The organism is Bacillus sp. RB3 (genome assembly GCF_030164735.1).
Classification (GTDB): Bacteria; Bacillota; Bacilli; order Bacillales; family Bacillaceae_G; genus Bacillus_A; species Bacillus_A cereus.
Map to the genome: position 1 here is coordinate 84,618 of NZ_JASNGE010000009.1, position 24,019 is coordinate 108,636.

Sequence of the window (24,019 nt, forward strand, 5' to 3'; positions counted from 1 at the left end):
TATCAATAATTATTGACTATATTTGTGACAGGTTTGTAAAGAGTAAAAAACGACGAGTTATGCCCGTCGTTACTTTCATTCATCCTCTTCATCAAAAACTTCATCAATCATGCATTTCTCTAATAAATACTCAAATGTAATATCTGCGAGATCTTCAATTTCTTCTCGTTTTGGGACGTACCCTCTTTCAATTAGTTGCTCATAAAAAAACTCCGCAATCTCTTCCGTATCAATCACGACTTCAATTTCCTTCATGAGCATCACTCCTTTATTTCTGTTTTATGAAAAAATCTCAAAATTATGTATATGAGATTAGAAAAATAGATTTTATTTTTTTATAGGTCATAAGCTTTGGACGAGATGCATACGATTGTAGTACAAGCTATTCAAAGGGGGAAATAATAATGGAAAATCAATATGAAGTAGGACAAACAAAAGAAGAGTTCATGCATGAAGATCAATGGGCAGACTCTCTTATAAAGTGGCTTTTTATTTTTTTAATAGTTGTAGGCATACCTTATACTGCATATGTTGTTGTTCAATTTATTCTCTCTTTCTAGTTAACTACTTTTTCTCTGTCAATTTAACTAAATAATTATGAACAACATCCATTACAATTTTATATTCTTCATCTTTAAATGTATCGAACAATAATTGATAATCGTTATAAATGTCAAGTAATCCATCAATGATTTCTTGACGATTCGTCTTAACACTCACTTTTTTCGAGTTGTTAATTGACTTTAACTTACCTAAATCTAATTTATTCATACCTGCTTTATCTTGTTTCATTTTCTTCAAAATTGCATTTGCCGTTTGAGCATTCGCAAGTAACGTTAAATCTGATTCATCCGCTTCTAACCATTCACCATCCGTAATCCGTGACAATTCATAAATTGTATCTTCCCATGCGTCATTCTTATATCTCCATACTTCTGTACGAAAACCAACAATACGGAAAACATCTTTATCATATCCAGTTACTTGCACAAGATCACCAAACGTGAAATTATAATTTAATTCAATCCACTCCGTATCGCCCTTTTTCATATCCTGCTCTGTAACGTGCTGCAATGTTTGCTCTACGTAAAATCCATCGTGATTATTGACTTCGTATACATAAACTCCATCTAAAACCTTCATATTTGTGATTTTCCCAACGGTTCCATATAGCGTAATCACGACTATGTCCCCTACGTTGTATTTAGGTTGTTTTTTTCTTGCCATCTCTATCTCTCCTTTTTTTGACGTCGTGATTTTGATATCAGTATATGCAACCTACATAAAAACGCTTATCACAGAAGCTTATATTCATAAATTTTTTCAATAAAAAATATAATCTTATAAAATTTACATTACACTCAAACAAAAGCTAGTAACTAGACTAGCTTCAAATCAACAAATTTCATAATAAAAAAACATACAGAATACTTCACTTTAAACAAAGTAATGTATTCTGTATGTTTTCAAATAGTTTTTATCTATCTTGTATGTATAGATCCCAGGCTTCATCAAATATAGACATACTTTCTAGCACTCCGCTCAACTCTAAGTATGAACTAATTTCATCATAGTCTTCAGATTGCTTCGGAAAACTTAAATCATCATACATCGCCTCTGCTAAATCTGAAATTTCATTTCTAAATAAAGCTGCACGATGCTTCATCATATAATGGTAAAATGTCTTTTTCAAAAATATTCCCTACCTTTCTAACTTGGGTACATTATACAAGGCAAAAAAGAAAAAAACCAGCATAAAAGCTGGTTAAAAGTCAAAATAATTTCTTTTTAATAGACGCGGTCTTCCCATTAATTCTTCATATGTTAGTTGTTTTGGTAAATCTTTCGTGTAAATTAAGAATAATTGATCTTCAATTTCTTTTACTGTATGGTCTGATTGATAGTCCATCCCACACGAGGAACAAGAAATACATGGTGTCTCTTGGATTTCAATGGCTTTCGTACCATCTGGTAATTCCCAATATACAGTATTCAAGCTTTCTTTCGCTTCTGTACTGTCACACCACATACAATTCATACTGCATCACCCTCAGTTTTTTTGTCGTTTTCTTCTAACTTAGCCATTTGTGCTTGATATTTTTTATCTTTTAATTGATCGCGCTTATCACGTTTATCTTTTAAAGATGCATGAGTATCATTATCTTCGTAGTCTTTACGACGGTTCATACGCTGTAAGTCGTCTGGAACGAGGTTAAATTTCTTATCGCTCATAAGACCTGCGATACCAACATCTGAACGTTTTTCTTCGTAGTTCGGATAAATCTCTTTAAAGTATCCTTCCGCTCTTCCTGGAATATAGCTCTCTGGCTCTGGATACGTCGTAATAACACCTTCAAAGTTACGAAGTACAACTTTATCTGCACTTTGTGAGATTAAATAGTTTGGTTGAAGTGCAATTTTACCGCCTCCGCCTGGCGCATCAACAACGAATGTCGGAACAGCATAACCAGATGTGTGTCCACGTAAACCTTCAATAATTTCAAGACCTTTAGATACTGGTGCACGGAAGTGACCGATACCTTCAGATAAGTCACATTGATAAATGTAGTATGGACGTACACGGATTTTTACTAAGTCATGCATAAGTTTTTTCATAATTGGAACGCTGTCGTTAATACCAGCTAAAATTACTGCTTGGTTTCCGACTGGAACACCAGCATTCGCTAACATTTCACATGCCTTTTTCGATTCTTCAGTAATTTCAATAGATGTATTGAAATGTGTATTTAACCATACTGGATGGTATTTTTTAATAATGTTACATAAGTTTTCTGTAATACGTTGTGGGAATACTACTGGTGCTCTCGTTCCGATACGAATAATCTCAACATGCGGAATCTCTCGTAAATTTTTTAATACATATTCTAAAATTTTATCGTTAATTAGAAGTCCGTCACCACCGGAGATTAATACATCTCGTACTTGTGGCGTTTCACGAATATAAGCAATTGCATCATCTAATTGTTTCTTCGGTACACCCATTCCAATTTGTCCACTAAAACGACGACGTGTACAGTAACGACAATACATAGAACATTGATTTGTTACTAAGAATAGTACACGGTCCGGATAACGATGTGTTAGCCCTGGAACTGGTGAATCTTCGTCTTCGTGAAGTGGGTCTTCTAAATCATATTTTGTTTTATATAACTCTTCCGAAATCGGTACTGATTGCATCCGAATCGGACAGCGTGGATCATCAGGATTCATTAGCCAAGCATAGTACGGTGTAATGTTTAACGGGATCGTTTTCGTTGAAATTTTAACGCCCTCTTCTTCTTCAGGTGTTAAGTTAATCACTTTTCTTAAGTCATCTAACGTTTTGATCGTATTCGTTAATTGCCAAACCCAATCATTCCATTGCTCTTCAGTAACATCTTTCCATAATTCGATATCCTTCCAGTGACGATTTGGTTTGTATACATCATGTAACATTGCTATTCCCCCTTTTTATACGCTCATCCTTTATATAAGCAATAGTTATGCCAACTTTACATTGTTGATAAGTAAATGTGCGGAGAACCCTATTACATAAGCAAAAAAATATTTTTAAGCGTTGTATGAAATCAATACTTAACATCATATTCATTACTTTTTATATATGTAAACGCTCTTTTATTGGTGCAAACACACAAAAACCGCCGATTATTCGGCGGTTTTGTCGTACTTGCTCAGTTTATATTGAAGCGTTTGACGAGGGATACCCAACATTTTTGCGGCTTGTAATATATTCCCTTCCGTTTCAATCAACGCTTGATCTATTAATTCTTTTTCTGTTTGATGAAGTGCTTCTCTAAGTGGCATTATCCCCTTCTTCTTCGAAAACTTCTCTTTCCGAAATGTACGTGGTAAACAATTGGCTGTTAATGTATTCCCTTCTGCAATAATAACAGCATGTTCAATCGTATGTTTTAACTCCCGGACATTTCCAGGCCACTGATAAGCTTGCAGTCTATCTTTCGCTTCCTCATCAATTTGAAGTACACCTTTTTTATAACTTTTATTATATTCTTTCAAAAAATAAGATGCTAATAATAGTACATCCTCAGTTCTTTCACGAAGCGGTGGGATATATAATGAAAATACGTTTAAGCGATAATATAAATCAGTGCGAATTTTATTCTCTCGTAAACATATTTCTGGAGGCTGGTTCATTGCGGTAATAACACGAACATCTACTTTTCTCGTCTTATTATCACCAATTCTTCTAATGACTCCATCTTCTAACACTCGTAACATTTTTGCCTGCAAATCAAGAGGCATTGAATTCAGTTCATCTAAAAATAATGTACCACCATCAACAAGTTCAAATAGCCCAGCTCTTTCAATCGCTCCCGTATAGCTTCCTTTTGTCGTTCCAAACAATAAACTTTCTAATAGCGACTCTGGTAAAGCTGCACAGTTTTGTGCAATAAATGGCTTGTTTTTTCTTTTAGAAGCTTCATGAATTGCTTGTACGAACAGTTCTTTTCCTGTTCCTGTTTCACCATATATTAAAACATTCGCGTCTGTTGGTGCTACTTTTTGTGCTAACTCTTTCGTCTGTTTAAACCGCGTATCATTTGTCACTATCGTCTCAAATGCAGCGTGCTTTTTAATCACTTTTTTTCTAGATGATCGCTTTATTTTCGACTGTAAGTCAACAATTGTGTCAGTAAGTTTTTGAATTGTAGAGTAATCCTTTGCAATTTCAACAGCCCCAGCAATATTCCCATCTATAAAAATAGGTAACGTCGTATTTACTGTACAAACATCTTCACCATTTAAATTTTGATAATGTTGTACCTGATGTACGATAGGTTTTTTTGTATCTAGTACTTTCATCAATGTACTCGTTTCCCTTGATAAAGACGGGAACGCTTCTAACAGATGTTTCCCTAAAACTTTTTCAATCTTGGATCCATCGTGTTTTGCAGCTACAGAATTATAAAATATTGTAATTCCATTTTCATCTACAGCGTGTATAGCCTCATCAATACTGCCCAAAATCGCTTCAATGACTTCTTGTGTCGAAACTGCTAGCAATGTCATCCCCCCTCTTGCCGAAAATCCAGCAATTACATGCCGAATTTTCGGCACACCTATGTGCGATTGTAAGCATGACGATTCCGTTCTATAATTTTGACCAATTTTATATTTTCATTAGATAACTCGAAACTCTAATTAGTACAACTTTTTCGAACACCCAGCTCCACCTAACTGTTTTGCTTTACAGCCAAATTTTGAGACGGAAGTTTTACTGCTTTCGAATAACTAGATAGATCTTTCACCCATATATTCATATCTTCCAACTTATCAAAAATGTAGCAATTATTCGCCAGTCTTCCTGTATACGTATAGCCTAATTGATGAAAGGCAGCATTCATTCCGAAAGAAAGCGATCGAGCAATTGTATAGGAGCAGAAAATAGATCTTTCTCGAAGCTCTTCCTCTAATTTAATTAATAAACTTTTCATAAATCCATGTTTACGATATTCAGGTAAAGTAGCACAATTCGTTAATTCTGCATTCCCTTCCTTTATGTTCATTTCTGCAGATGCTGTACTAATAATTTTCCCCTCAAATTCATACACGTAGTAAATTGTATCGTCTTCTTTCATCGTCTGTAATACATAACTCGCTTCATTTAAAGGTGTCGGATACACTTCAAATACTTTTCCGAAGACAGTTGCTAATTCTTCTGCATCTTCTTCATTCGCTTTTCTCAGCAAAAATTTCTCTGGAACTACTTTTTCTTTTATTTCTTTTCCTTTTACACCGCTTAATATAGTATCTTCCTCAGTCCAATGCATACTATTTCGTCTTTCATCATTATTATATTTCACAAAAAAGTATGCATCGTGTCCTTGAAAATAATGAGGTATCGTTGCTTCCAACAAAAAACCGAAAGAGAGCCATGTTGAAACATGATCTCCCTTTCCTTTAATAATACATTTAGTGAAAGAATGTTTCTCTGCTAGTTCGTCAATTGTCTGTATAATACTTTCAACATTTCCTTTATAGTGATCTACCCGGATACGTTTATTAAAATAATCTAAAACGCCTTCTACTGTATAACAATTCGTCTGTTCTCTAAAAGATTCATAGTATTTCATTTTTTCACCTCACACCAATCTAGTAATGTACATGCAATAATTTTTGCGGCAGCTATCATTTTATCAACTTCTATATATTCGTTTGGATAGTGTGCTACTTTCGTCTCTCCTGGACCAAATACTATTGTTGGTACGTTTGCAATTTGTGTAAATAAACCTCCATCAGTCCCCCACGGAGATGCTTCAATAATTGGTTCGTTCCCTTCGATTTCAACAAAGTTATGATGAAGTGTTGTAATGAGTTCATGATTTTCTTCTAATTCACCAGGAACCCATCTCGCTCCAAACCATTCTACTTCTACCGGATTTTCAACAAACCAATTGTCCACATCATTTAATTCAGCAATCCAATTCTCAAACTCTTCTTTTGCCGCCTCTATAGTCTCATTCGGCGCAACACCGCATCTTCCTTCTAAAATTAATTCATCGGGAACAGAACTTGGCCAACTCCCTCCTTCAATTTTGCCAATGTTAATTGGAATTGGAATTGGAATTCCTTTAAATAACGGATCTGTAATTCGACTATTTCTTTTCTCCTCTAGCTTTCTTACATGTTCTATAACAAACATGCTTTTTTCAATTGCACTAACCCCTTCATAGCGCGTTCCACCGTGTGCAGCTTTCCCTTTTACACGTAGACGAAACCACATGGAACCTTGTTGTTTCGGGAAAAACTTCATATTAGTAGGCTCTGGAATAATGACACCATCTGCTTTATATCCTCGTAATATAGTTGCTAATGTCCCTGCTCCGCCACTTTCCTCTTCTATTACACTTTGAAAATAGATGTCTCCTTTTAATTCAATACTAGATTCAATGATCGCTTCCATCGCAAGCATAAGTGCGACATTTCCGCCCTTCATATCCGTCGTTCCACGGCCATATATACGATTCCCTATTTTCTCACCGCTATAAGGGTGATGTTCCCACTGATTCACATCCCCTTCTGGAACTACATCAATATGCCCATTTAATATCATAGATTTCCCGTCGCCACTTCCTTTTAAAGTTGCTACAATATTTGGGCTATCTGAAAAACTTGTACGGGGTGATACAAAATAAGGATGATCTTTCATTTTAGAAAAGGAGGGCTCCCATATATCGAGATCTAAACCTAATTCACGTAATTTTTCAATCACAATTGCCTGCGCACCGCTTTCATCACCAGATACGCTCTTTTCTTGAATTAATCGTTTTAAAAATTTCACACTTTCCTCTTCATGGCTCTCAATATAATCACAAACTTGCTTTTTTAATTGCTCCATATATTACATCTCCCTTCATTCAATTACCAGTAAGTTAGAACTAATTTGAAAATCAGCTTCTGTATGTCGTTTTACATCTTCTACTGTGTATGGGCTCATTAATTCTTGTAATATAAGTCCACTCGGAGTTACCTCCATGACTGCCATATCAGTAATAATTAAATCTACACATTTCTTTGAAGTTAATGGCAATGTACACTCTGAAACAATTTTTGCATTTCCGTACTTATCAACATGATTCATCACAACAACGACCCGCTTCGCTTTTTGTGCTAAATCCATTGCTCCACCAATACCTGGAACACGTTTTCCAGGTACAATCCAGTTTGCTAAATCGCCATTTTCACTTACTTGTAATGAACCAAGAATCGTTATGTCTAGCAAACCTTTTCGAATCATCCCAAACGCTGTGCAGCTATCGAAATAACTCGCTCCTGTTATAAGAGAAGTTGGTAAACCTGCTGCATTACACAAATTTTCGTCTTCATTCCCTTTACTTGGCGTTGGTCCCATGCCCACGATTCCATTTTCGGCATGAAACATAACATTTATATCGTCAGGCAAATGATTTGGTACAAGCGATGGTATGCCAATACCTAAATTTACAATCATACCATTTTGTATTTCTTTCGCCGCACGCCTAGCAATCTTATCCCTCACTTCTACGCCCATACCCATTTCCAGTTCACTCCTTCCGACGGTACAATATAATTTACGAAAACACCTGGAACGACAATTTCCTCTGGATCTAAACTTCCAAGCGGGACTATTTCTTCCGCTTCTACAATTGTTATATCCCCAGCCATCGCTACGTGAGGATTCATATTTCGTGCACTTTTGTCAAATACAAGGTTACCAAACGGATCTGCCTTTTTTGCATATACAATTGAAACTTCAGCAGTTAATGCTGTTTCAACTAAGTAAGTCTTACCATTCATTTCAACTGTTCGTTTTCCCTCTTCCACAATCGTATCAACACCAACATCAACTAAAACACCACCAAGACCAACACCACCAGCGCGAATGCGCTCTGCTAATGTTCCCTGCGGAGAAAACTCAATTTGTAATCTTCCCTCGTTTAGTTGCCTTCCTGCATTTGGATTGGAGCCAATGTGAGAAGTAATTAGTGATTTAACTCTTTCATTTGTAACAAGACGACCGATACCTACATCAGGAAATCCAGTGTCATTTCCAATCAAATTTAAATTTGTAACGCCTTTTTCTAAAATTGCCTGTATTAAAGATGGAGGGGATCCAATCCCTCCAAATCCCCCAAACATTAATGTCATATCATCATGGAACAAAGAAATTACTTCCTCAATTTCTTTTAATTTACCGAATGTATTTGTAATAGTTGTCATGCGATACTATGCCCTCCTTTTTGCATCATCTCTTCCACACTTTTAGAGAAAATTGAAAGTAATTCATCTAACTCGGAATATGTAGTTGTCATTGGCGGTGCTACAAGCAGCGCACTATCTTCTTTTCCTGCTTGCCCTGAAACTGCTTGATATAAAAGCAGGCCGTTTTTAGCTGCAACTGAAATAAGCTCCGACGCTTTTGTAAACGGTTGCAATTCTACTCCGATTAGCAACCCTTTTCCGCGCACATCAGCAATGATTGTCGATTGTTGTTGAACTTTCTGTAAGCCTTTTATTAAATACTCTCCCTTTTCTGCTGTTTTCTCAGGAAGATTATGTTTCTCCATATATTCAATAACAGCTAAAGCCGTTGCTGCAGACAATGGATTTGCACTTAACGTATGACCGCTCATTACTGAACGTGATCCACGTAATATTGGTTCCATAACACGATCACTTACAACTGTCGCTGCCATCGGTGTATATCCCGCTCCTAACCCTTTACCAAGTGTCATAATATCCGGTTCTACGCCCCAATGCTCCATCGCAAACCATGCTCCAGTACGACCAAGCCCAGTCATTACTTCATCCGCAATAAATAAAATATCGTAATGATTACAAATATCTTTAATGACTTTATAATAGTCTTTTGGCGGAACAACCGCGCCTCCAGCTGCTCCGATAATCGGCTCAGCAATAAAAGCAGCAATATGCTCTGCACCAATTCTTTCAATTGATCTTTCTAGTTCAGTCGCACATGCCAGCTGACAAGTTGGATATACCTTTTGAACAGGACATCTGAAACAATATGGAGCTGGTATAGTCGGATAATCTTCCAAAATAGATACGAAACGTTGTCTACGTAGTGGATGCCCAGACATTGATAAAGCACCCATCGTAATACCGTGATAACTCATCCATCTTGATAAAATTTTATGTTTCCCTTGAATACCTCGCTCTTGAAAATGCTGAATTGCAATTTTCATAGCTGTTTCATTCGCTTCCGTACCACTATTTACAAAAAAACTCCAGTTCAAATCTCCTACACTTAAATCACTTAACTTCTTCGCTAATTTTTCAGCTGGTTCACTCGTAAACTGTGATCTATAAACGAAAGCAATCTCCTCAGCTTGCTTTTTAATAACGTCTGCAATCTCCTTTACGCCATGCCCAATACCTGCCGTAATTGCTCCTGACGAACCATCAAAATATTTATTGCCATTTTGATCATACAAATAAACACCTTTTCCATGTGAAATCATTGGATACGGCTGACCAACAAGTGGTTTAATTAAGTAATCGCGCATAGCGCTCCCCCATTTCTCCAATTTGTATATATATATGAAGAAAATTGACGTTTCTTTCATAAAAAAGAATCCTCTGCAAAAGCAGTGAATTTATCAAAAAACTATTATAAAATATACAAATGAGTGCTTAAAAAATTTTATAAAACAGAAAATTCAGAACTAAAAAACCGAAGACCAACCCTTTTCTATACGCCCAAATGACCCTCCTTTTTATATGAAATGACTGCATCACCAAATGTTTTTATAGCATAATGCCAGCTGTCCTTAAATACCGACATTCTGTACACTTCGACGGAACTCCCGTTAAACTCCTTCCTATTATCCTACTTTAAATTGCATATTTTAAAACAAATTTCGACACCCACCTTACTAATCAATTCAGATTCCTATTCATTATGTAAACTTTTCATTTTTAAACTATAAAAAAAGAACCGATTAACCACACTAATCAGTTCGTCATGACGCTCTCTTATGGGTTAATACTGTCAATTGCTAAAATAAATAGAAAAATGAAGTTTACAAATTCATCCTACAGTCTATAACACAAAACCTTTTCATAACTTCATTCACAATTACTATCGGGATATCCCTATCCCGAAGTGGCACTCCTTTCCTCAGATTCAAAGTATCTTTCCTTTATAATTTATGTAGGACAATTATCACTTTGTATGTGTATTTGCCTATAATTAAAAAAATCCCTAGTTTTCTAGCGATTTTTGGACATGTATTCAATATGTTAATTGAAATGCACTTTCAATTTGGCATTTATTTTACTTTCGTACAGTCATATGTACTGCTTTACTCTGTGAAATTCTCGTAAGCACCAGCACCTCTTTATGAAAACATATTTGTTGTCACTTTTTAATTTTCCCTTTATAAAATCATTTTTTTTGCATAACCGCTTTCTTGCTTCGCATATAGTTTTAATGATGACAAAGGAGGAATGTTCATGTCTCAATCTGAAATCGAAAAATATGGACAAGAAGTTACGCAATACGAACAGCTCGCACGTTACTATCAGTTTCGTAACCCTAAAAAATATATAGAATTATATATGAAATATTACGATGCACTATCAAAACTTGTACAGGCGTATGAAACAAGAGACTCACAAGAAGCTGCTTTACCATCACATATAAGAATTTTTCATGCCGATCCAAATATACCGGCGGTTGACATTTTAGTAAACGGACAAAAGGTTATTAAAAATATTTCATTTAAGCAATTCAGCCCTTATTTATCATTAGTGCAAGGTAAATACCGTATAGATATTGTTCCTGTCGGAAATGAAACTCCAATCTTTTCAGCGTTGGTACCAATAATGGGAAATCATACTTATACTCTTGCTGCAATAAATAGTGATAATCACCTACAATTACAACCTATACTTGATAATACACATTTACCAGCTGGTCAAGCAAAAATACGCTTTGCACATTTCTCTCCAGATACCCCTGTTGTAAATGTAGATTTAAAAGATGGAGATCATTTATTTGAAAATGTACTCTTTAAACAAATAACCGATTTTTTGCAAGTTAGCCCTGGTACAGCAGATATTGAAATTTCACTCGCAGATAATAAAAACGTTTTATTGACTATACCGAAATTCAATGTTGAACCAAATGTTATTTATACAATTTCAATAGTAGGTTATTCAACTAAAGATCCTAAATTAGAAGCCGTTATACTCACAAATTAAAACAGTCTACACCATTCATTTGGTGTAGACTGTTTATTTTTGAAATGCAATTTGAAATTCTGTCCAATCGTTATCTGATCGGCACATAATGGATCCATTATGTTTTTCCACAATTTGTTTACATACAAATAATCCAATACCAGTCCCTAACTTTTTAGTAGTTACAAATGGTTCAAAAATCGTTTCTACATTTTCAGCTGGAATCATTGGTCCATTATTTTTTATCACAATTCGAATAGCTTGATCTTCTTCAAATACATCAATGATAATTTTTCGTTCTTCTTTCATTGATTCAAGAGCATCAATTGAATTCATTAATATGTTTAAAAATACTTGTCTCACTTCACTCCGATAACCAACAAGCGGAATTGGATACGGTAAATTCTTTTCAATCAAAACATTCGCATTGACCAAACTCGGATATAAAAATTGTATAATGTCTTGAAACAAGTCATTAAGCCAAAACCGTTCCGATTCATTCCACATTTCTTTTTTTGATACGAGTAAAAATTGCGAAATACGAAAATTTAATTGATCTAATTCATGCGAAATAATATCTAAATACGATAAACTCGGATGATCTGCCTTTAATAATTTGACAAACCCCATAATGGAAGTAAGCGGATTACGAAATTCATGTACAAAACTAGCTGACATTTGTCCTAAAATCGTCAGTCTTTCTTTATGTGTTTCGTTAATATATTGCTGTTTTTCCTCTAAATTCTTCGATATAATTTCCGAGTATTTTAAAACGGTATAATAAATTAATTTGTCAAAACAAGTATGTATTTTTGCCATAATTGGTTTCAATTCACGAGCACTAACATCTAATTCACACATCGCTTCGAAAAGTTCATTTCTTCCCACGTTTGCGTTATAAACAAAATCTCCAATATTCGCATCTGCTCCAGCACGTTCAATAGCAATTTTCTCACATAACGGTTGAAGATAATTTATATCTTTATCTTCCATAGTAAGTTCGATAATTAACTCTAGTAAATCCTCTCCATTTTGAACTACTTCTAGTTTAAATGGATCTTTTTCGGAAATTATCATTTTGTTTTTCCAGTTCTCTACGAATTGGTGCCTATTGTTTTTCAAGTGTGAACAAAATATTTCTTTAATATCCTTATCGATTGGAAAAACCTCCATTCCCTCCATTTCCATACGACGAATACCCTTTATATTTTGAATATTAACACAAAAAATACGATTCGTTAATAGATTTTTGTCACATTTTGTTAATTTCTGTTGATAAAATTATTTTTTCTTTCTTATTTAACTAATTGTATGCAAATCCCCTTTTTCCTTCACATATTTTCATTATTTCCGTAATCAAAACGACTTTTTTGCATCATTTTTAATTCTTGCGTACAATAGAAAATGAAAGGTGTGAAAAATATGGTAAATAAAAATGTGGAAGATTATCTCCAAGAAGGCATTTACGGCCAAAAGCAAAACAAACCAGAAGAACGTAATATGTATTTAACTACATTACGTGAGCGTGTGGAAATCGCTTTAACAATCGGTCAAGTAATGCAAAGTAATGTATACTCTGAAGTGGCGGGTAGCATGCGCCCTTCTCAATCATTACAACTCCTCCTAAATGGTGGCATTGCTTACCCACATTTATCAAAATACATTAAATTAGCAAACGAAAAAAATGTTCCTTTTACAATTGTTCAAAATAAAGATACAAAAACACCCATCGGTTTAGTATTAACTCATGCTACTGCTGTAGATAAAGAACAAATTTATGTAGAAGATACTATTTTCAAACAAGAAATGAAGTAAAAGTTACACTTAATTAAATAGTTACTAGCAGCGTAAAAAACGAGTATGGAATCGTAAACATTTCCTACTCGTTTTTTAGTGCAAGTTTTAAGTTTTTCTATTTTATTTTTTAATACATACTAATTTCATTTCTGTCATTTCTTCTATTGCATATTTAATTCCTTCACGCCCCGTACCACTTTCTTTCACACCACCATAAGGCATATGATCTACTCTGAACGTTGGGATATCATTAATCATGACACCACCAACCTCTAGCTCATCAATTGCACGCATTGCTTTAAATAAATTATTTGTGAATACACCTGCCTGTAAGCCGTAACGCGAATTATTTACTTGTTCAATCGCTTCATCAAATTCTTTAAATGTATTTACTGTCATGAGTGGACCGAATACTTCTTGGCACTGCACAGATACATGATCTGGAACATTTGTTAATACAGTCGGTTCAAAAATTCTTGCATCCCGCTTCTTACCACCGCATAAAACAGTTGCTCCTTCCTTAATTGCTTCTTGAACCCACATATCAATTCGCTCTACATCTCTTTTTGAAATTAAAGCTGATACATCCGTTTCCTCAAGCAGTGGATCACCAACAACAACTGATTCCATTGCTTTCTTTAGCTTCGAAAGAAATTCATGCATTTTCGTTTCATGTACAAAAACACGTTGTACTGAAATACAAACTTGCCCATTATTAACAAATGCTCCCCATTTTACACGTTCAATTATTTCATCTGTTAACTCTACATCTTCATCAATGATAACAGCAGCATTTGAGCCTAGTTCTAACGTAACTCGTTTTAGCCCAGCCTTTTGTTTTATTCCGATTCCAACTTTTGGACTTCCGGTAAAAGTAATAGAAGCAACGTAATCATTTTTGACGATTGCCTCACCAACCGTGGAGCCAGGACCAGAAATGATATTTAAAGCTCCATTTGGCAATCCTGCCTCTTCAAATAACTCAACTAATGCATAAGATGATAATGGCGTTTGATCAGCTGGCTTTAATACAACTGTATTTCCGGCAGCGATTGCTGGTCCAACTTTATGCGCTACTAAATTTAATGGGAAATTAAATGGTGTAATAGCCCCTATAACCCCAATCGGCTTTCGGATTGTATATGCAATACGCCCATCTGCACCAGGTGCGGCGTCTAATGGCAATGTCTCACCATATATACGCTTCGCTTCTTCAGCTGCAAATTTGTATGTTTGAACAGTACGATCTACTTCTCCCCTTGCAGCACGTATTGGTTTTGCAGCTTCTTTTGCAATAATCTCTGCAAATTCTTCTCTTCTTTCATCCATTTTTTGTGCAACTTTCTCTAAAATAGTCGCACGATCATATGCAGATAATGTATTCATTTTTGTCATTGCATTTTTTGCAGCGGTAACAGCCTCTTTTACATCTTCTTCCGTGCCTTGTGCAATTTCCGCTAATGTTTCTTCAGAATATGGTGCATATAATGATTTATACGTGTTTACAGATTTCCAATCTCCATTTATATATAAATGCTTTTTCATACTTCTTCTCCTTCCAAATATATGTATACAACAATACTTCACCTAGTGAAAGGTTTGACTTATGTCATTGTATCATAGCCCTTATCCCTCAAAAAACATTATGCTCAAAAAAACTCTGCTATATAGCAGAGTTTACGAGCTAATTTGCTCTTGTAACGAAATTTGTTTTTCATCTTCTAAAATAACAATCGATTCTACTATCTTTGTAACTTCTAATCTTTTTATATAATGTCCATCTAATTCTTTCACACAAAACTTATAATTTTCAATTTCAATGGAATCCTCTTCAGCAATCTCTATATTCTTCGTTAAAATCCAACCACCGATTGTATCAACACCATCATCATCAATCCCTAAACCAAATAACATATTCACTTCACTAACAAGTACTTTTCCCTCTAGTATCGTCTTCGTTTCACTAACCTTTTGAATTTCTGGCTGCTCATCCGTATCAAACTCATCCTGAATATCTCCAACAATTTCTTCCAGAATATCTTCAACAGTAACAAGTCCAGATGTTCCACCATATTCATCTATCAATATAGCAATATGTGTTCTTTCTTTTTGCATTTTTAAAAACAAATCATGAATTGGAATAGAATCGATAACTAAAATAATTGGTCTCATATATTGCTCTACTGTCTTCTTATTAACAGCTTTATGTTGTACAAATTCAGTAAAAATATCTTTAAAATTCACAAAACCTATTACGTGGTCTTTGTCGCCATCAACAACTGGATACCTTGTATATTTTTCACGAGACATTTTTTGCAAAGCTTCTTCAGCAGGCATCTCTTTACTTATAATATTCATTTCAGTTCGAGGTACCATTATTTCTTTTGCAATGCGATCATCAAATTCAAAAATTTTATTCACATATTTATATTCAGATTGATTAATCTCACCATTTTTATAACTTTCTGAAACTAACAACCGTAATTCTTCTTCTGAATGAACCTCATCATGTCCCTTCGGCGGTTTCAGCCCTAGCAGCTTCGTAATGATTCGAGCTGAACCATTTAATAGCCAAATGAATGGGAATGCAATACGATAAAAGAAAATTAACGGCTTAGAAACAAGTAAACTCACTTGTTCAGATTTTTGAATTGCTAATGTTTTTGGGGCCAATTCACCTATTACAACATGTAAAAAAGTAATTAACAAAAACACTAAAATTACAGCAAAAATGTCTGCTAGTTGAGTAGAGATATTCCAATTTGCAAAAAGCGTATCAAACATTTGCTTTAACGCAGGTTTACCAAACCACCCAATTCCTAAAGCTGTAACAGTAATTCCCAGCTGACAAGCAGATAAATATTCGTCTAAGTTTGTAATGACTGTTTTGACCGATGTTGCACGATTATTTCCTTCTGCAATTAAATAGTCAATTCGTGAACTTCTCACTTTAACAATTGCAAATTCTGCTGCAACGAAAAATGCCGTTAAAGCAATTAAAACAATCACTATACTTATACTATATATGTCCAAATACTTTTCCTTACTTACTTTGTAAGCAAGGAAGCCACCTCCTACTTAATTTTATTCAAGTGAAGTAAGCATTCTAATACTCTAACAAAATTCTACATTAGCAACCACCTTTTTATATATTATATGCATACATAAAAAAGATATTTATCATTATGATAATCTAATTCATTTACACTAGTCAAATTATTCTAAATGTTACAATAAAACATTTTTATTTAAACGAACTATTCTTCTCAACTCAATTTCGTGAAAAAACACTTTCTTTGCCGATTCCACACTTCTTTTGTCGCACTAGAAGGGAACTTACTTCATAGCTCGAAATCATTCAACAGGATATATATAGGAGGGATTATTTTGGAATATAAAACACCATTTATCGCAAAGAAATTAGGTGTTAGCCCAAAGGCTGTTGTCCGGATCGCACAACAATTAAATCTTACGATAGAGAAAAACAAATATGGCCACTTTATTTTCACACAAGAGGATGTCGATCAAATGTTAGAACACCATCGAATTCAAATAGAGCAATCTCAAAATTCTCAATCTACTCAAAAGGCTTCCTCAAATGAAGTTGAGGAATTAAAAACTCAAGTTAATACAATTGTTCAAAACATATTACCCAATGATTTTGAGCAATTAGCTGATCAATTAAACACTATTACGAGAAGACTTGATCGAATGGAAGAACAAATGCAAGATAAGGCAAATGATGTCGTCACGTACCAACTTTTACAACACCGTCGTGAAATGGAGGAAATGTTAGAGCGAATTCAAAAGTTAGAAGCTGCCCTAACGAAAGAAGAACCCATTTATATTACTCCTGATTCAAAACCAACATATGAACGAGAAAAGAAACCAAAGCGCCGCAAAATGATTTTTAGTATATTTGGATTATAATTTTTAGACCCTTATTAAAATAATAAGGGTCTTTTTTAATGAAGAGTTATATCCTATATAAATATTATTCTCTTTATTATACATATTCACTTCGCTTTATTTCGTTAACATAATATTTTTACTGTATTCTGCAATTAATGCCTGTGCATGAGCATTCCCTTGAATCACATCACGAAATTCTTTTAAAGAATACAAATGCGTAACCCCTTTTCGAGCATGAATTCTTACTGGTACACCTTGTAAAGTATCATGAAACTGAAAAGGATTATCTATTGGTTCAATTGGAAAACCAAGTGTAAGTAAATACATATACATTCTTTTTGTTACTGCTGCAATGTACCATTCAGCTTTTGTTTCTAACGCATGTATAAATAAAATAGCTGTTAGCCTTTTGAAATGTCCTCTCCCACGAGACGTTTTCGAAATACTTAACTTGCCTATTTCATATACATTCTTCAAATCTTTTACTAAATCATTTTTAGAAAACGGATAGAAAAACTCAGAATTTGATTGTTCAGGTACCGTATACTTAATACATTCTACTGTACCAATAGGATGTTCATCTTCTATTAATAAAAATCGTGATGGATTTAAATTACGTTCTACGAACATTAAGTTTCTTTCTTCACAAAAATCTCCCCATAGTTGCTCGAACCCAAAATGTTCTTCCTTTGTTTGAACACGCTGGAACATATTTAACCGCCTTTCCCATCGCCGCTCTGTTTTTTGATAACGCTTTCACTATCTATCATATAAGAACAAATCTTCGTATGCAACTAAAAATATTTATGACTTATTATATTCTGCAAAATGAATTAGATTCCAAGTTAATCGACTTTTATCCCGCGCTCACATTCCTTTTAATAACACATTTGTAGCACTTTTCAAATCTAAATTACATTATGTTTCTTTCCATACAGCATATAATTCTTCTTAATCTAAAGAAATCCTTTATGAAAAAGGATTTCTTTTACTTCTTAATGCTTTTTAACCATTTTTCAAAAATTTGTACCATCCCATGTTTTCCAGCTAATTTCTCTTCCCCTTGTTTCGTCTTATATGGATATAACTGCAAGAAAACACCGCATCCAGACTCAATTTTTTTACTATGCATATGGCTTCCTGGATATACACAAATGACTTCATAAATTGACCTTCGATAATAGACTCGCTTTCCATCCTGTTCTTCTACATACTTTATAGACCAGTACTTATACATTTGCTCAGTTGCTTTCGTATTTCCGACGTGCTGAAAAATATTGTACATTGGACTATACTTCACTTCAATAATAATAGAAGATTTATATACGTATTTCCCATCTTCTTTTACATAACAGTCTAAGCGAATATCTGGCTTCTTCGTATCCTCACCATTGTAAAAATTACTACCTTTACTTAATGCAATAAGAGGATGTGTTTCAATTAAGTCATTAAATGCAACATGCACCTTTATATCATCTTGTTCTAAAACTACTGTCGTGCCATCTTGTAATCCATCTACATAAAAATGTTCTTGTATTTGTTCACGGATAGAGTTTCTAGCTTCAAAACCAATTTGCTCTAAAATTGAAATAACGATAAAAAAAGCGTAATATTCATACACTAAAAACGTTGGCTTATAAACAAATAATAACGATGGAGATTGATCCGTATATTGCGGGAGTACTTCTAAATGATGTAGTAATTGTTGATGTGGTATCGGTAAATCATGTAAGTTCATGTTACCTGTTTCAGTAACTTCCCTCCAAAACGAAGAATGCATTAACATTTGAAAGTATTGTACATTTTCATGCACAATATGCGCCAATATTTTATATTCTTGTATTTTCATTGAGCTCTTTCGTAAATCGGCTTCTTTTAGTAAATGTATATTTTTATATTTTTGCTTCTCTCTATCAGTTACCGATCCATTACGCTCAATTGTTTGTATAATCGTTTTTACGGCTTGAAACTCTTCTGATTTTTTCTTTTTTTCTCTTTCTAAGATTTCAATTGTTTGACGTAAAAAACTTTTTGCTTCAATTAAATAATGATAAAATTGCATCGCTTTATATTTAAGAAATGCATTTTCCTTACTATTTTTTTGTTCCATAAACTTACGATTATAATGTTTGGCATAAGGTTTTCGTTCTGCCACTATAGTTCCTTTTCTTGTTGGCCTTCGCTCTTTTCCTTCCCATTTATATTCATTTATAAATTTTGAGCTTGATTCTATTTTCTTAAAGATTTGCTTTATCATTTTCATTTTTTGGTGTAACTTTCTAAGTAACACTAAATAAGAAGAATCCTCAATATCGCTAAGTGCAGAGAAGGTCTTTTTATAGTAACCTCTATCCAAAATCAACTCATTTAAAATTGACTTCACATAGTCTTGAATCATTTCAAATTGATCATCAAAAAAGTTTTTCGGTACGATTTGAAATGCGCCATAATACGTTGTATCTTCTATACGCACTTCAAAATGGTATAAACCACAGCGCCATGGATAAAAGAATTCTGTTTTCCCATGTTCATATATTAATACTCTTTGTTTTTTTTCATTTATTTCATATTGAGCCTCTTTTATATTTTTCTGTCCCTCATATACTTTATTCCATATAAAAGTAATATTCATTGGAATTTCATAATTGTACTGCAATCTTATTGGTTTTAATTCTTGTACTTTATAAATACATTGAACTAATGCTGTAGTAGATGTACAAAGACGATTTAATAAAATATAATCTCCTTTCCCCTCATTTCCAATGATTAACTTTAATACAAAAGGGAGCGTTTCATTCGTATCAACAATTTTTGTTTCGTAACGCCCTTCATTTTGCATATCCATACAGCTCCAGTTCTCTACGTTTTTCTCGTATATATGCTAAAGAGTGTTCAAATGTAGATACTCTGTTTGCAAGTGCAGATTGCAAAAGAGGTACTAAGGTCGCCCCCCTTTTTGCTTCTTCAGAAAGTAAAGGCCCAACCATCATTTCGGTCCCTCTGATTTTCGTCAATACACGCTGCTTTATTTGTAAATCAAACCCCTCTTCTCTACTGATCATATAGGTATGATTATTTTGGAACGGTATGTTTTGCAAATAAGTCGCAATTGCATTTGCACATCGGAAAGAAATTCCCTTAGACGCGTCATGTGATGACAATACGACATGCAACTTATCTAATAGCTCTAATTCTTCTTCAGAAAACACTTCAATCATCGCTTTATTTCTCATCCAATTTATCCGAAATTCTCCCGCTGTTACTTTCAAAGGTGGATGTAATACGACTTTCCCCTGTTCCATGTCCATCTCACAAAACGGAATTTTCTGTAACGTTATTAGGTTCGTTCGATCTAATAATCGATCAGAGAGCTCTTTTGTTGTTTCATCAAAATTCACAGTACCTACAAATATAATATTTTCTCCAATTTCAATTGTTGATGGAATTGAATTCTCTATATCCTGTACACCCTCATACAAGTTTAAAATACGATTTTTTGTTTCAAGTTCAAGAACAGATAGAAACGGAGTAAACCAATGCTCAATATGAGACATGTTCATTTCATCAAAAACGATTATATACAGTTGATTTGGATTTTCTTTCGCCTTCATTAACGTCCTAACTAACTTCGTTTCACTTTCAATAAAAGTACCATTTGGATGAAGGTAACCAAGTAAATCATGTGGTTCTTGATACGATGGCGAAATCGGAATCCAAACCAACTCTTCCCCATACTGTAACCCTAATGCTTCTGCATAAGTTTGCACAAACCGTGATTTCCCAACGCCCGGTATACCACCCAGAATCGTTAACATATTTGTTTTTACACTTATATGGAAATTATAAATATCCGTTTCATCCAAATATAACCCTTTATTATGCACCATACTTTGTACATACTGTAAAAAAGACGATTCACGCTCATCCCATTCCCATTCATCTTTTTGTACTTTTATATCCTCTACTTCAACTAGCTTACCTTCTTCATGCATTCGTTTTTTTAATTGCTCATACACATAATCACTTACAAAATATAATTGATCTTCTACCGCTATTTCTACATACTTCGTCCAGTCACTGCAGTTTATATATTTACATTCACGTTTCTGTTCAAAATAGGCGATTGAGCTAATTGATGACTTTAGGGATATGTTTCCGTAAAGTCTTCCATCGTGCCACAATAATTCGGGAGGCTCAAAGTCTTTCGGAAATTTTGGCATAAGAAATGATAAATAACCGTTGCTAAGTTTTCGTTCTAAAGATTCTCTTTTTTTATTATTTGTAACTTTAGGTGCCGGAATCATTTTATAGCTGCTTGCTATTTCTTTCGGTTCTTCTGTACATATTAACTCCACGTATACATTTCCTCTTTCATAATAAAGACGAAACATTACTAGTTGCTTTTCTAATTTCCTCTTCTTTAATTCCGAAAAGATTTTTTCATTCTTTTTATTGCTACATAACCCTTCAAATACATATGGTTCATTTGTAAATTGTTCCTGTAAAGTGAATGGTATTGGCGATAAGCATTGTACAAAGAAATTCTCTCCACTCTTCTCTTTCTCAGCTTTTGTAAATTTCCCTAAAAATCTCATATAGTACATTCGTTTTATAAAACTTGGCTGAAGAGCTTTATGTAATTTCACCTTAGTCACCTTCTTTTTTCATACTATTCTTAGTGTATGAAAGAAACGAAAAACTAGAAATAAAAAACCTGACGTTATCCGCCAGGTTCAAAATAAAAACTTATATTAATGAGAAGGAAATGCTTTTTTCTCCTGTAAAATTGCATTATGAGCAATTTTCATTTTCGCAAGTACGTAACGTAATCGATCTTCAGCGTTTTCATCTTTACTTATTTGTAATTCCGCCAAATTTTCAACAGAACTTGCTAAATTTTCAATGACTCCTCTTAGTTCAGGATGATGATTAAAAAAAGATTCTTGCACTAATACTTTCCTTAACTCACTAGCTAAATCAATTATTCTAGACAACTGTTCTTTTTCTTCCATTCTCATCCCTCCTGAATATCTTATGTAGTAAATATTCTCTAAACAAAGAAAAAAGCCCTTTAAATGAAAAGGACTTTTTACATTTTTATATTTCCAGTTAATAACATATATATGGATGTGATAGCCGCAACAATAATTACCCACATCACATACTTCTCTGCACCTACAAAGCAACGGTTCCCTTGTTCTTTTCTTGCAAACGTGTAAACAATAATTCCAATTCCATACACAATTGAAACGAGTAGTAAATTCTTTAAACCAGCTGCATAAAGAAGCCATACAGAGTAAATAGAAGCAATTAAAGCCAACGCTCCGTTTTTTAATTTTGCGTCTTTTAGCTCGTTTGTAATGACTAATTTAAATTGGAATAACGCTGATAATAAATATGGTAATAAAATTGATGTTGATGCAATGAAATACATAATTTGATATGTTGATTCCGAAAACAAAACGATGATAAATATAATTTGGGCAACACCATTGGAAATCCATAATGCCATGTGCGGTGTTTGCTTTTTATTTGTTTTCGTAAAGACTTTCGGAAATACGCCATCTTTTCCTGCTACATGAGAAATTTCAGAAACAAGTAAAAACCAGCCAATTAATGTACCGACAAGTGAAGCAACTAATCCGATGTTAATCGCAACTGCACCCCATGGACCAACAACGTGCTCTAATACATGCCCCATTGAAGGGGTTTCTAACACAGAAAGTTCGCCTCTTGTCATAGCTCCCATTGACAGGACAGAAATTAAAATATAAATGGACATTACTAAAATAAGTCCCAATACTGTTGCCTTTCCAACATCTCGACTATTCTTCGCTCTTCCAGATAATACAACCGCTCCTTCAACTCCAATGAAAACCCAAAGTGTTACAAGCATTGTATTTTTCACTTGACCAAGTATAGCGGAAAGTGAGATCGTTCCTTCTCCCCAAAAATCATGTGTAAATGTGTCCCAGCGAAAGGCTGTTACCATTACAACAATAAATAAAACGATTGGAACTAACTTCCCTATTGTTGCGATAACATTCATAATAGAAGCTTCACGGATCCCAAATAAAATTAGAAAATGAAGTGTCCATAATAAAAGTGATGCCCCAACGATAGACGCAACATTATTTCCTCCTTTGAAAATTGGAAAGAAATAACCTAATGTACTAAACAGTAACATAATTGTTGCGACATTACCTAAGATTCCTGCTAGCCAATATCCCCAAGCACTATTAAATCCAATATATTCACCAAAACCAGCACGTGCATAACTATAAATTCCACCTTCAAGTTCCGGTTTTTGTCTTGCTAACGTTTGATATACGAGCGCAAGGGGAATCATTCCCATCGCTGTAATACACCAGCCAATTATTATTGCACCACTGTTTGCTCCTACTGCTAAATCATGCGGTAAACTAAAAACACCGCCACCAACCATTGTTCCAACTACTAATGCGATTAATGGAAAAAATCCTAACTTCTTTTCTATTTGTACCACCCCATCTGTCATTCTAGGTGTTATGTTCGTTCAACTATTAAAGTCACCTTTTTCTCTAATAGACGTTTCTCTTATATT

At 34.2% G+C, this 24,019-nt stretch carries 23 protein-coding genes; 4 read left to right on the top strand and 19 right to left on the bottom strand.

Annotated features, from left to right (window positions below; translation table 11 throughout):
• Window positions 1-75: 75 nt before the first annotated feature.
• Window positions 76-255, bottom strand: a complete 180-nt coding sequence (locus QO049_RS14015; RefSeq protein WP_000658451.1) for a YozD family protein — start codon at window positions 253-255, stop codon at window positions 76-78.
• Window positions 256-404: 149 nt separating this feature from the next.
• Here QO049_RS14015 and QO049_RS14020 point away from each other — a divergent pair, with 149 nt between their 5' ends.
• A complete protein-coding gene (locus QO049_RS14020) occupies window positions 405-560 on the top strand; it encodes a DUF3930 family protein (protein WP_000431486.1) in 156 nt (51 codons plus the stop codon).
• A 4-nt stretch (window positions 561-564) separates the two neighbouring features.
• Here the strand turns inward: QO049_RS14020 and QO049_RS14025 are convergent, their stop codons facing one another.
• The 10 genes from QO049_RS14025 to QO049_RS14070 all read right to left on the bottom strand — a co-directional run bounded on the left by QO049_RS14025 (window position 565) and on the right by QO049_RS14070 (window position 10,049).
• Window positions 565-1,227, bottom strand: a complete 663-nt coding sequence (locus QO049_RS14025; RefSeq protein WP_000101499.1) for a hypothetical protein — start codon at window positions 1,225-1,227, stop codon at window positions 565-567.
• A gap of 250 nt (window positions 1,228-1,477) precedes the next feature.
• Window positions 1,478-1,693, bottom strand: a complete 216-nt coding sequence (locus QO049_RS14030) for a YozE family protein (protein ID WP_000750720.1) — start codon at window positions 1,691-1,693, stop codon at window positions 1,478-1,480.
• Between the two features lie 72 nt (window positions 1,694-1,765).
• Window positions 1,766-2,038: a YokU family protein gene (locus QO049_RS14035; protein ID WP_000995763.1), complete on the bottom strand. Its 273-nt coding sequence runs from the start codon at window positions 2,036-2,038 to the stop codon at window positions 1,766-1,768.
• Window positions 2,035-3,456 (bottom strand): lysine 2,3-aminomutase, encoded by a 1,422-nt coding sequence (gene kamA, locus QO049_RS14040; RefSeq protein ID WP_000902142.1) that lies wholly within the window; start codon window positions 3,454-3,456, stop codon window positions 2,035-2,037. Before kamA ends, QO049_RS14035 begins: the two co-directional genes overlap by 4 nt.
• Window positions 3,457-3,666: 210 nt before the next feature.
• The gene (gene rocR, locus QO049_RS14045) at window positions 3,667-5,052 is read right to left on the bottom strand and encodes an arginine utilization transcriptional regulator RocR (RefSeq protein WP_011110073.1); all 1,386 of its coding nucleotides are present in this window, start codon (window positions 5,050-5,052) and stop codon (window positions 3,667-3,669) included.
• Window positions 5,053-5,216: 164 nt separating this feature from the next.
• On the bottom strand, window positions 5,217-6,116 hold the full coding sequence (gene ablB, locus QO049_RS14050; RefSeq protein ID WP_246962645.1) for a putative beta-lysine N-acetyltransferase: 900 nt from the start codon (window positions 6,114-6,116) through the stop codon (window positions 5,217-5,219).
• Window positions 6,113-7,381, bottom strand: coding sequence for a peptidase (locus tag QO049_RS14055; protein ID WP_058839571.1), 1,269 nt, complete (start codon window positions 7,379-7,381; stop codon window positions 6,113-6,115). Before QO049_RS14055 ends, ablB begins: the two co-directional genes overlap by 4 nt.
• Window positions 7,382-7,396: 15 nt before the next feature.
• On the bottom strand, window positions 7,397-8,059 hold the full coding sequence (locus tag QO049_RS14060; RefSeq protein ID WP_000525278.1) for a CoA transferase subunit B: 663 nt from the start codon (window positions 8,057-8,059) through the stop codon (window positions 7,397-7,399).
• A complete protein-coding gene (atoD, locus tag QO049_RS14065; protein WP_000208107.1) occupies window positions 8,044-8,742 on the bottom strand; it encodes an acetate CoA-transferase subunit alpha in 699 nt (232 codons plus the stop codon). The genes QO049_RS14060 and atoD overlap by 16 nt, the downstream gene beginning before the upstream one ends.
• The gene (locus QO049_RS14070; RefSeq protein WP_001205879.1) at window positions 8,739-10,049 is read right to left on the bottom strand and encodes an aspartate aminotransferase family protein; all 1,311 of its coding nucleotides are present in this window, start codon (window positions 10,047-10,049) and stop codon (window positions 8,739-8,741) included. Before QO049_RS14070 ends, atoD begins: the two co-directional genes overlap by 4 nt.
• A gap of 949 nt (window positions 10,050-10,998) precedes the next feature.
• Between QO049_RS14070 and QO049_RS14075 the strand changes: the two genes are divergently transcribed.
• On the top strand, window positions 10,999-11,748 hold the full coding sequence (locus tag QO049_RS14075; RefSeq protein WP_000083284.1) for a DUF4397 domain-containing protein: 750 nt from the start codon (window positions 10,999-11,001) through the stop codon (window positions 11,746-11,748).
• 33 nt (window positions 11,749-11,781) lie between these two features.
• Here the strand turns inward: QO049_RS14075 and QO049_RS14080 are convergent, their stop codons facing one another.
• Complete coding sequence (locus tag QO049_RS14080) at window positions 11,782-12,915, bottom strand: BA2291 family sporulation histidine kinase (RefSeq protein WP_000425086.1); 1,134 nt, start codon at window positions 12,913-12,915, stop codon at window positions 11,782-11,784.
• A gap of 234 nt (window positions 12,916-13,149) precedes the next feature.
• On the opposite strand from QO049_RS14080, the gene QO049_RS14085 reads away from it, so the two are divergent.
• Window positions 13,150-13,542 carry a YueI family protein gene (locus QO049_RS14085; protein WP_000247557.1) on the top strand — a complete coding sequence of 131 codons (393 nt, stop codon included), beginning with the start codon at window positions 13,150-13,152 and terminating at the stop codon, window positions 13,540-13,542.
• 102 nt (window positions 13,543-13,644) lie between these two features.
• On the opposite strand, the gene QO049_RS14090 is transcribed toward QO049_RS14085, so the two are convergent.
• Window positions 13,645-15,069, bottom strand: coding sequence for an aldehyde dehydrogenase family protein (locus QO049_RS14090; RefSeq protein ID WP_144502071.1), 1,425 nt, complete (start codon window positions 15,067-15,069; stop codon window positions 13,645-13,647).
• Window positions 15,070-15,201: 132 nt separating this feature from the next.
• Window positions 15,202-16,557, bottom strand: coding sequence for a hemolysin family protein (locus QO049_RS14095; protein WP_284489302.1), 1,356 nt, complete (start codon window positions 16,555-16,557; stop codon window positions 15,202-15,204).
• A 354-nt stretch (window positions 16,558-16,911) separates the two neighbouring features.
• Between QO049_RS14095 and racA the strand changes: the two genes are divergently transcribed.
• A complete protein-coding gene (racA, locus tag QO049_RS14100) occupies window positions 16,912-17,454 on the top strand; it encodes a chromosome-anchoring protein RacA (protein ID WP_284489303.1) in 543 nt (180 codons plus the stop codon).
• Between the two features lie 96 nt (window positions 17,455-17,550).
• Here racA and QO049_RS14105 read toward each other — a convergent pair whose 3' ends face one another.
• The 5 genes from QO049_RS14105 to QO049_RS14125 all read right to left on the bottom strand — a co-directional run bounded on the left by QO049_RS14105 (window position 17,551) and on the right by QO049_RS14125 (window position 23,953).
• Window positions 17,551-18,147: a hypothetical protein gene (locus tag QO049_RS14105; protein WP_000487795.1), complete on the bottom strand. Its 597-nt coding sequence runs from the start codon at window positions 18,145-18,147 to the stop codon at window positions 17,551-17,553.
• Window positions 18,148-18,424: 277 nt separating this feature from the next.
• Window positions 18,425-20,275, bottom strand: coding sequence for a hypothetical protein (locus QO049_RS14110; RefSeq protein ID WP_246962641.1), 1,851 nt, complete (start codon window positions 20,273-20,275; stop codon window positions 18,425-18,427).
• Window positions 20,265-22,082: an AAA family ATPase gene (locus QO049_RS14115; protein WP_000766197.1), complete on the bottom strand. Its 1,818-nt coding sequence runs from the start codon at window positions 22,080-22,082 to the stop codon at window positions 20,265-20,267. The genes QO049_RS14110 and QO049_RS14115 overlap by 11 nt, the downstream gene beginning before the upstream one ends.
• A 105-nt stretch (window positions 22,083-22,187) precedes the next feature.
• On the bottom strand, window positions 22,188-22,448 hold the full coding sequence (locus tag QO049_RS14120; protein ID WP_000391445.1) for a hypothetical protein: 261 nt from the start codon (window positions 22,446-22,448) through the stop codon (window positions 22,188-22,190).
• 77 nt (window positions 22,449-22,525) lie between these two features.
• Window positions 22,526-23,953, bottom strand: coding sequence for a basic amino acid/polyamine antiporter (locus tag QO049_RS14125; RefSeq protein WP_144502072.1), 1,428 nt, complete (start codon window positions 23,951-23,953; stop codon window positions 22,526-22,528).
• Window positions 23,954-24,019 lie beyond the last annotated feature (66 nt).

Excerpts from the sequence above, each read along its gene's own strand:
- QO049_RS14015 (WP_000658451.1), bottom strand. The coding sequence starts at position 255 with ATGAAGGAAATTGAAGTCGTGATTGATACGGAAGAGATTGCGGAGTTT.
- QO049_RS14020 (WP_000431486.1), top strand. The coding sequence starts at position 405 with ATGGAAAATCAATATGAAGTAGGACAAACAAAAGAAGAGTTCATGCAT.
- QO049_RS14025 (WP_000101499.1), bottom strand. The coding sequence starts at position 1,227 with ATGGCAAGAAAAAAACAACCTAAATACAACGTAGGGGACATAGTCGTG.
- QO049_RS14035 (WP_000995763.1), bottom strand. The coding sequence starts at position 2,038 with ATGAATTGTATGTGGTGTGACAGTACAGAAGCGAAAGAAAGCTTGAAT.
- kamA (WP_000902142.1), bottom strand. The coding sequence starts at position 3,456 with ATGTTACATGATGTATACAAACCAAATCGTCACTGGAAGGATATCGAA.
- rocR (WP_011110073.1), bottom strand. The coding sequence starts at position 5,052 with ATGACATTGCTAGCAGTTTCGACACAAGAAGTCATTGAAGCGATTTTG.
- ablB (WP_246962645.1), bottom strand. The coding sequence starts at position 6,116 with ATGAAATACTATGAATCTTTTAGAGAACAGACGAATTGTTATACAGTA.
- QO049_RS14055 (WP_058839571.1), bottom strand. The coding sequence starts at position 7,381 with ATGGAGCAATTAAAAAAGCAAGTTTGTGATTATATTGAGAGCCATGAA.
- QO049_RS14060 (WP_000525278.1), bottom strand. The coding sequence starts at position 8,059 with ATGGGTATGGGCGTAGAAGTGAGGGATAAGATTGCTAGGCGTGCGGCG.
- atoD (WP_000208107.1), bottom strand. The coding sequence starts at position 8,742 with ATGACAACTATTACAAATACATTCGGTAAATTAAAAGAAATTGAGGAA.
- QO049_RS14070 (WP_001205879.1), bottom strand. The coding sequence starts at position 10,049 with ATGCGCGATTACTTAATTAAACCACTTGTTGGTCAGCCGTATCCAATG.
- QO049_RS14075 (WP_000083284.1), top strand. The coding sequence starts at position 10,999 with ATGTCTCAATCTGAAATCGAAAAATATGGACAAGAAGTTACGCAATAC.
- QO049_RS14080 (WP_000425086.1), bottom strand. The coding sequence starts at position 12,915 with ATGGAAATGGAGGGAATGGAGGTTTTTCCAATCGATAAGGATATTAAA.
- QO049_RS14085 (WP_000247557.1), top strand. The coding sequence starts at position 13,150 with ATGGTAAATAAAAATGTGGAAGATTATCTCCAAGAAGGCATTTACGGC.
- QO049_RS14090 (WP_144502071.1), bottom strand. The coding sequence starts at position 15,069 with ATGAAAAAGCATTTATATATAAATGGAGATTGGAAATCTGTAAACACG.
- QO049_RS14105 (WP_000487795.1), bottom strand. The coding sequence starts at position 18,147 with ATGTTCCAGCGTGTTCAAACAAAGGAAGAACATTTTGGGTTCGAGCAA.
- QO049_RS14110 (WP_246962641.1), bottom strand. The coding sequence starts at position 20,275 with ATGCAAAATGAAGGGCGTTACGAAACAAAAATTGTTGATACGAATGAA.
- QO049_RS14120 (WP_000391445.1), bottom strand. The coding sequence starts at position 22,448 with ATGGAAGAAAAAGAACAGTTGTCTAGAATAATTGATTTAGCTAGTGAG.
- QO049_RS14125 (WP_144502072.1), bottom strand. The coding sequence starts at position 23,953 with ATGACAGATGGGGTGGTACAAATAGAAAAGAAGTTAGGATTTTTTCCA.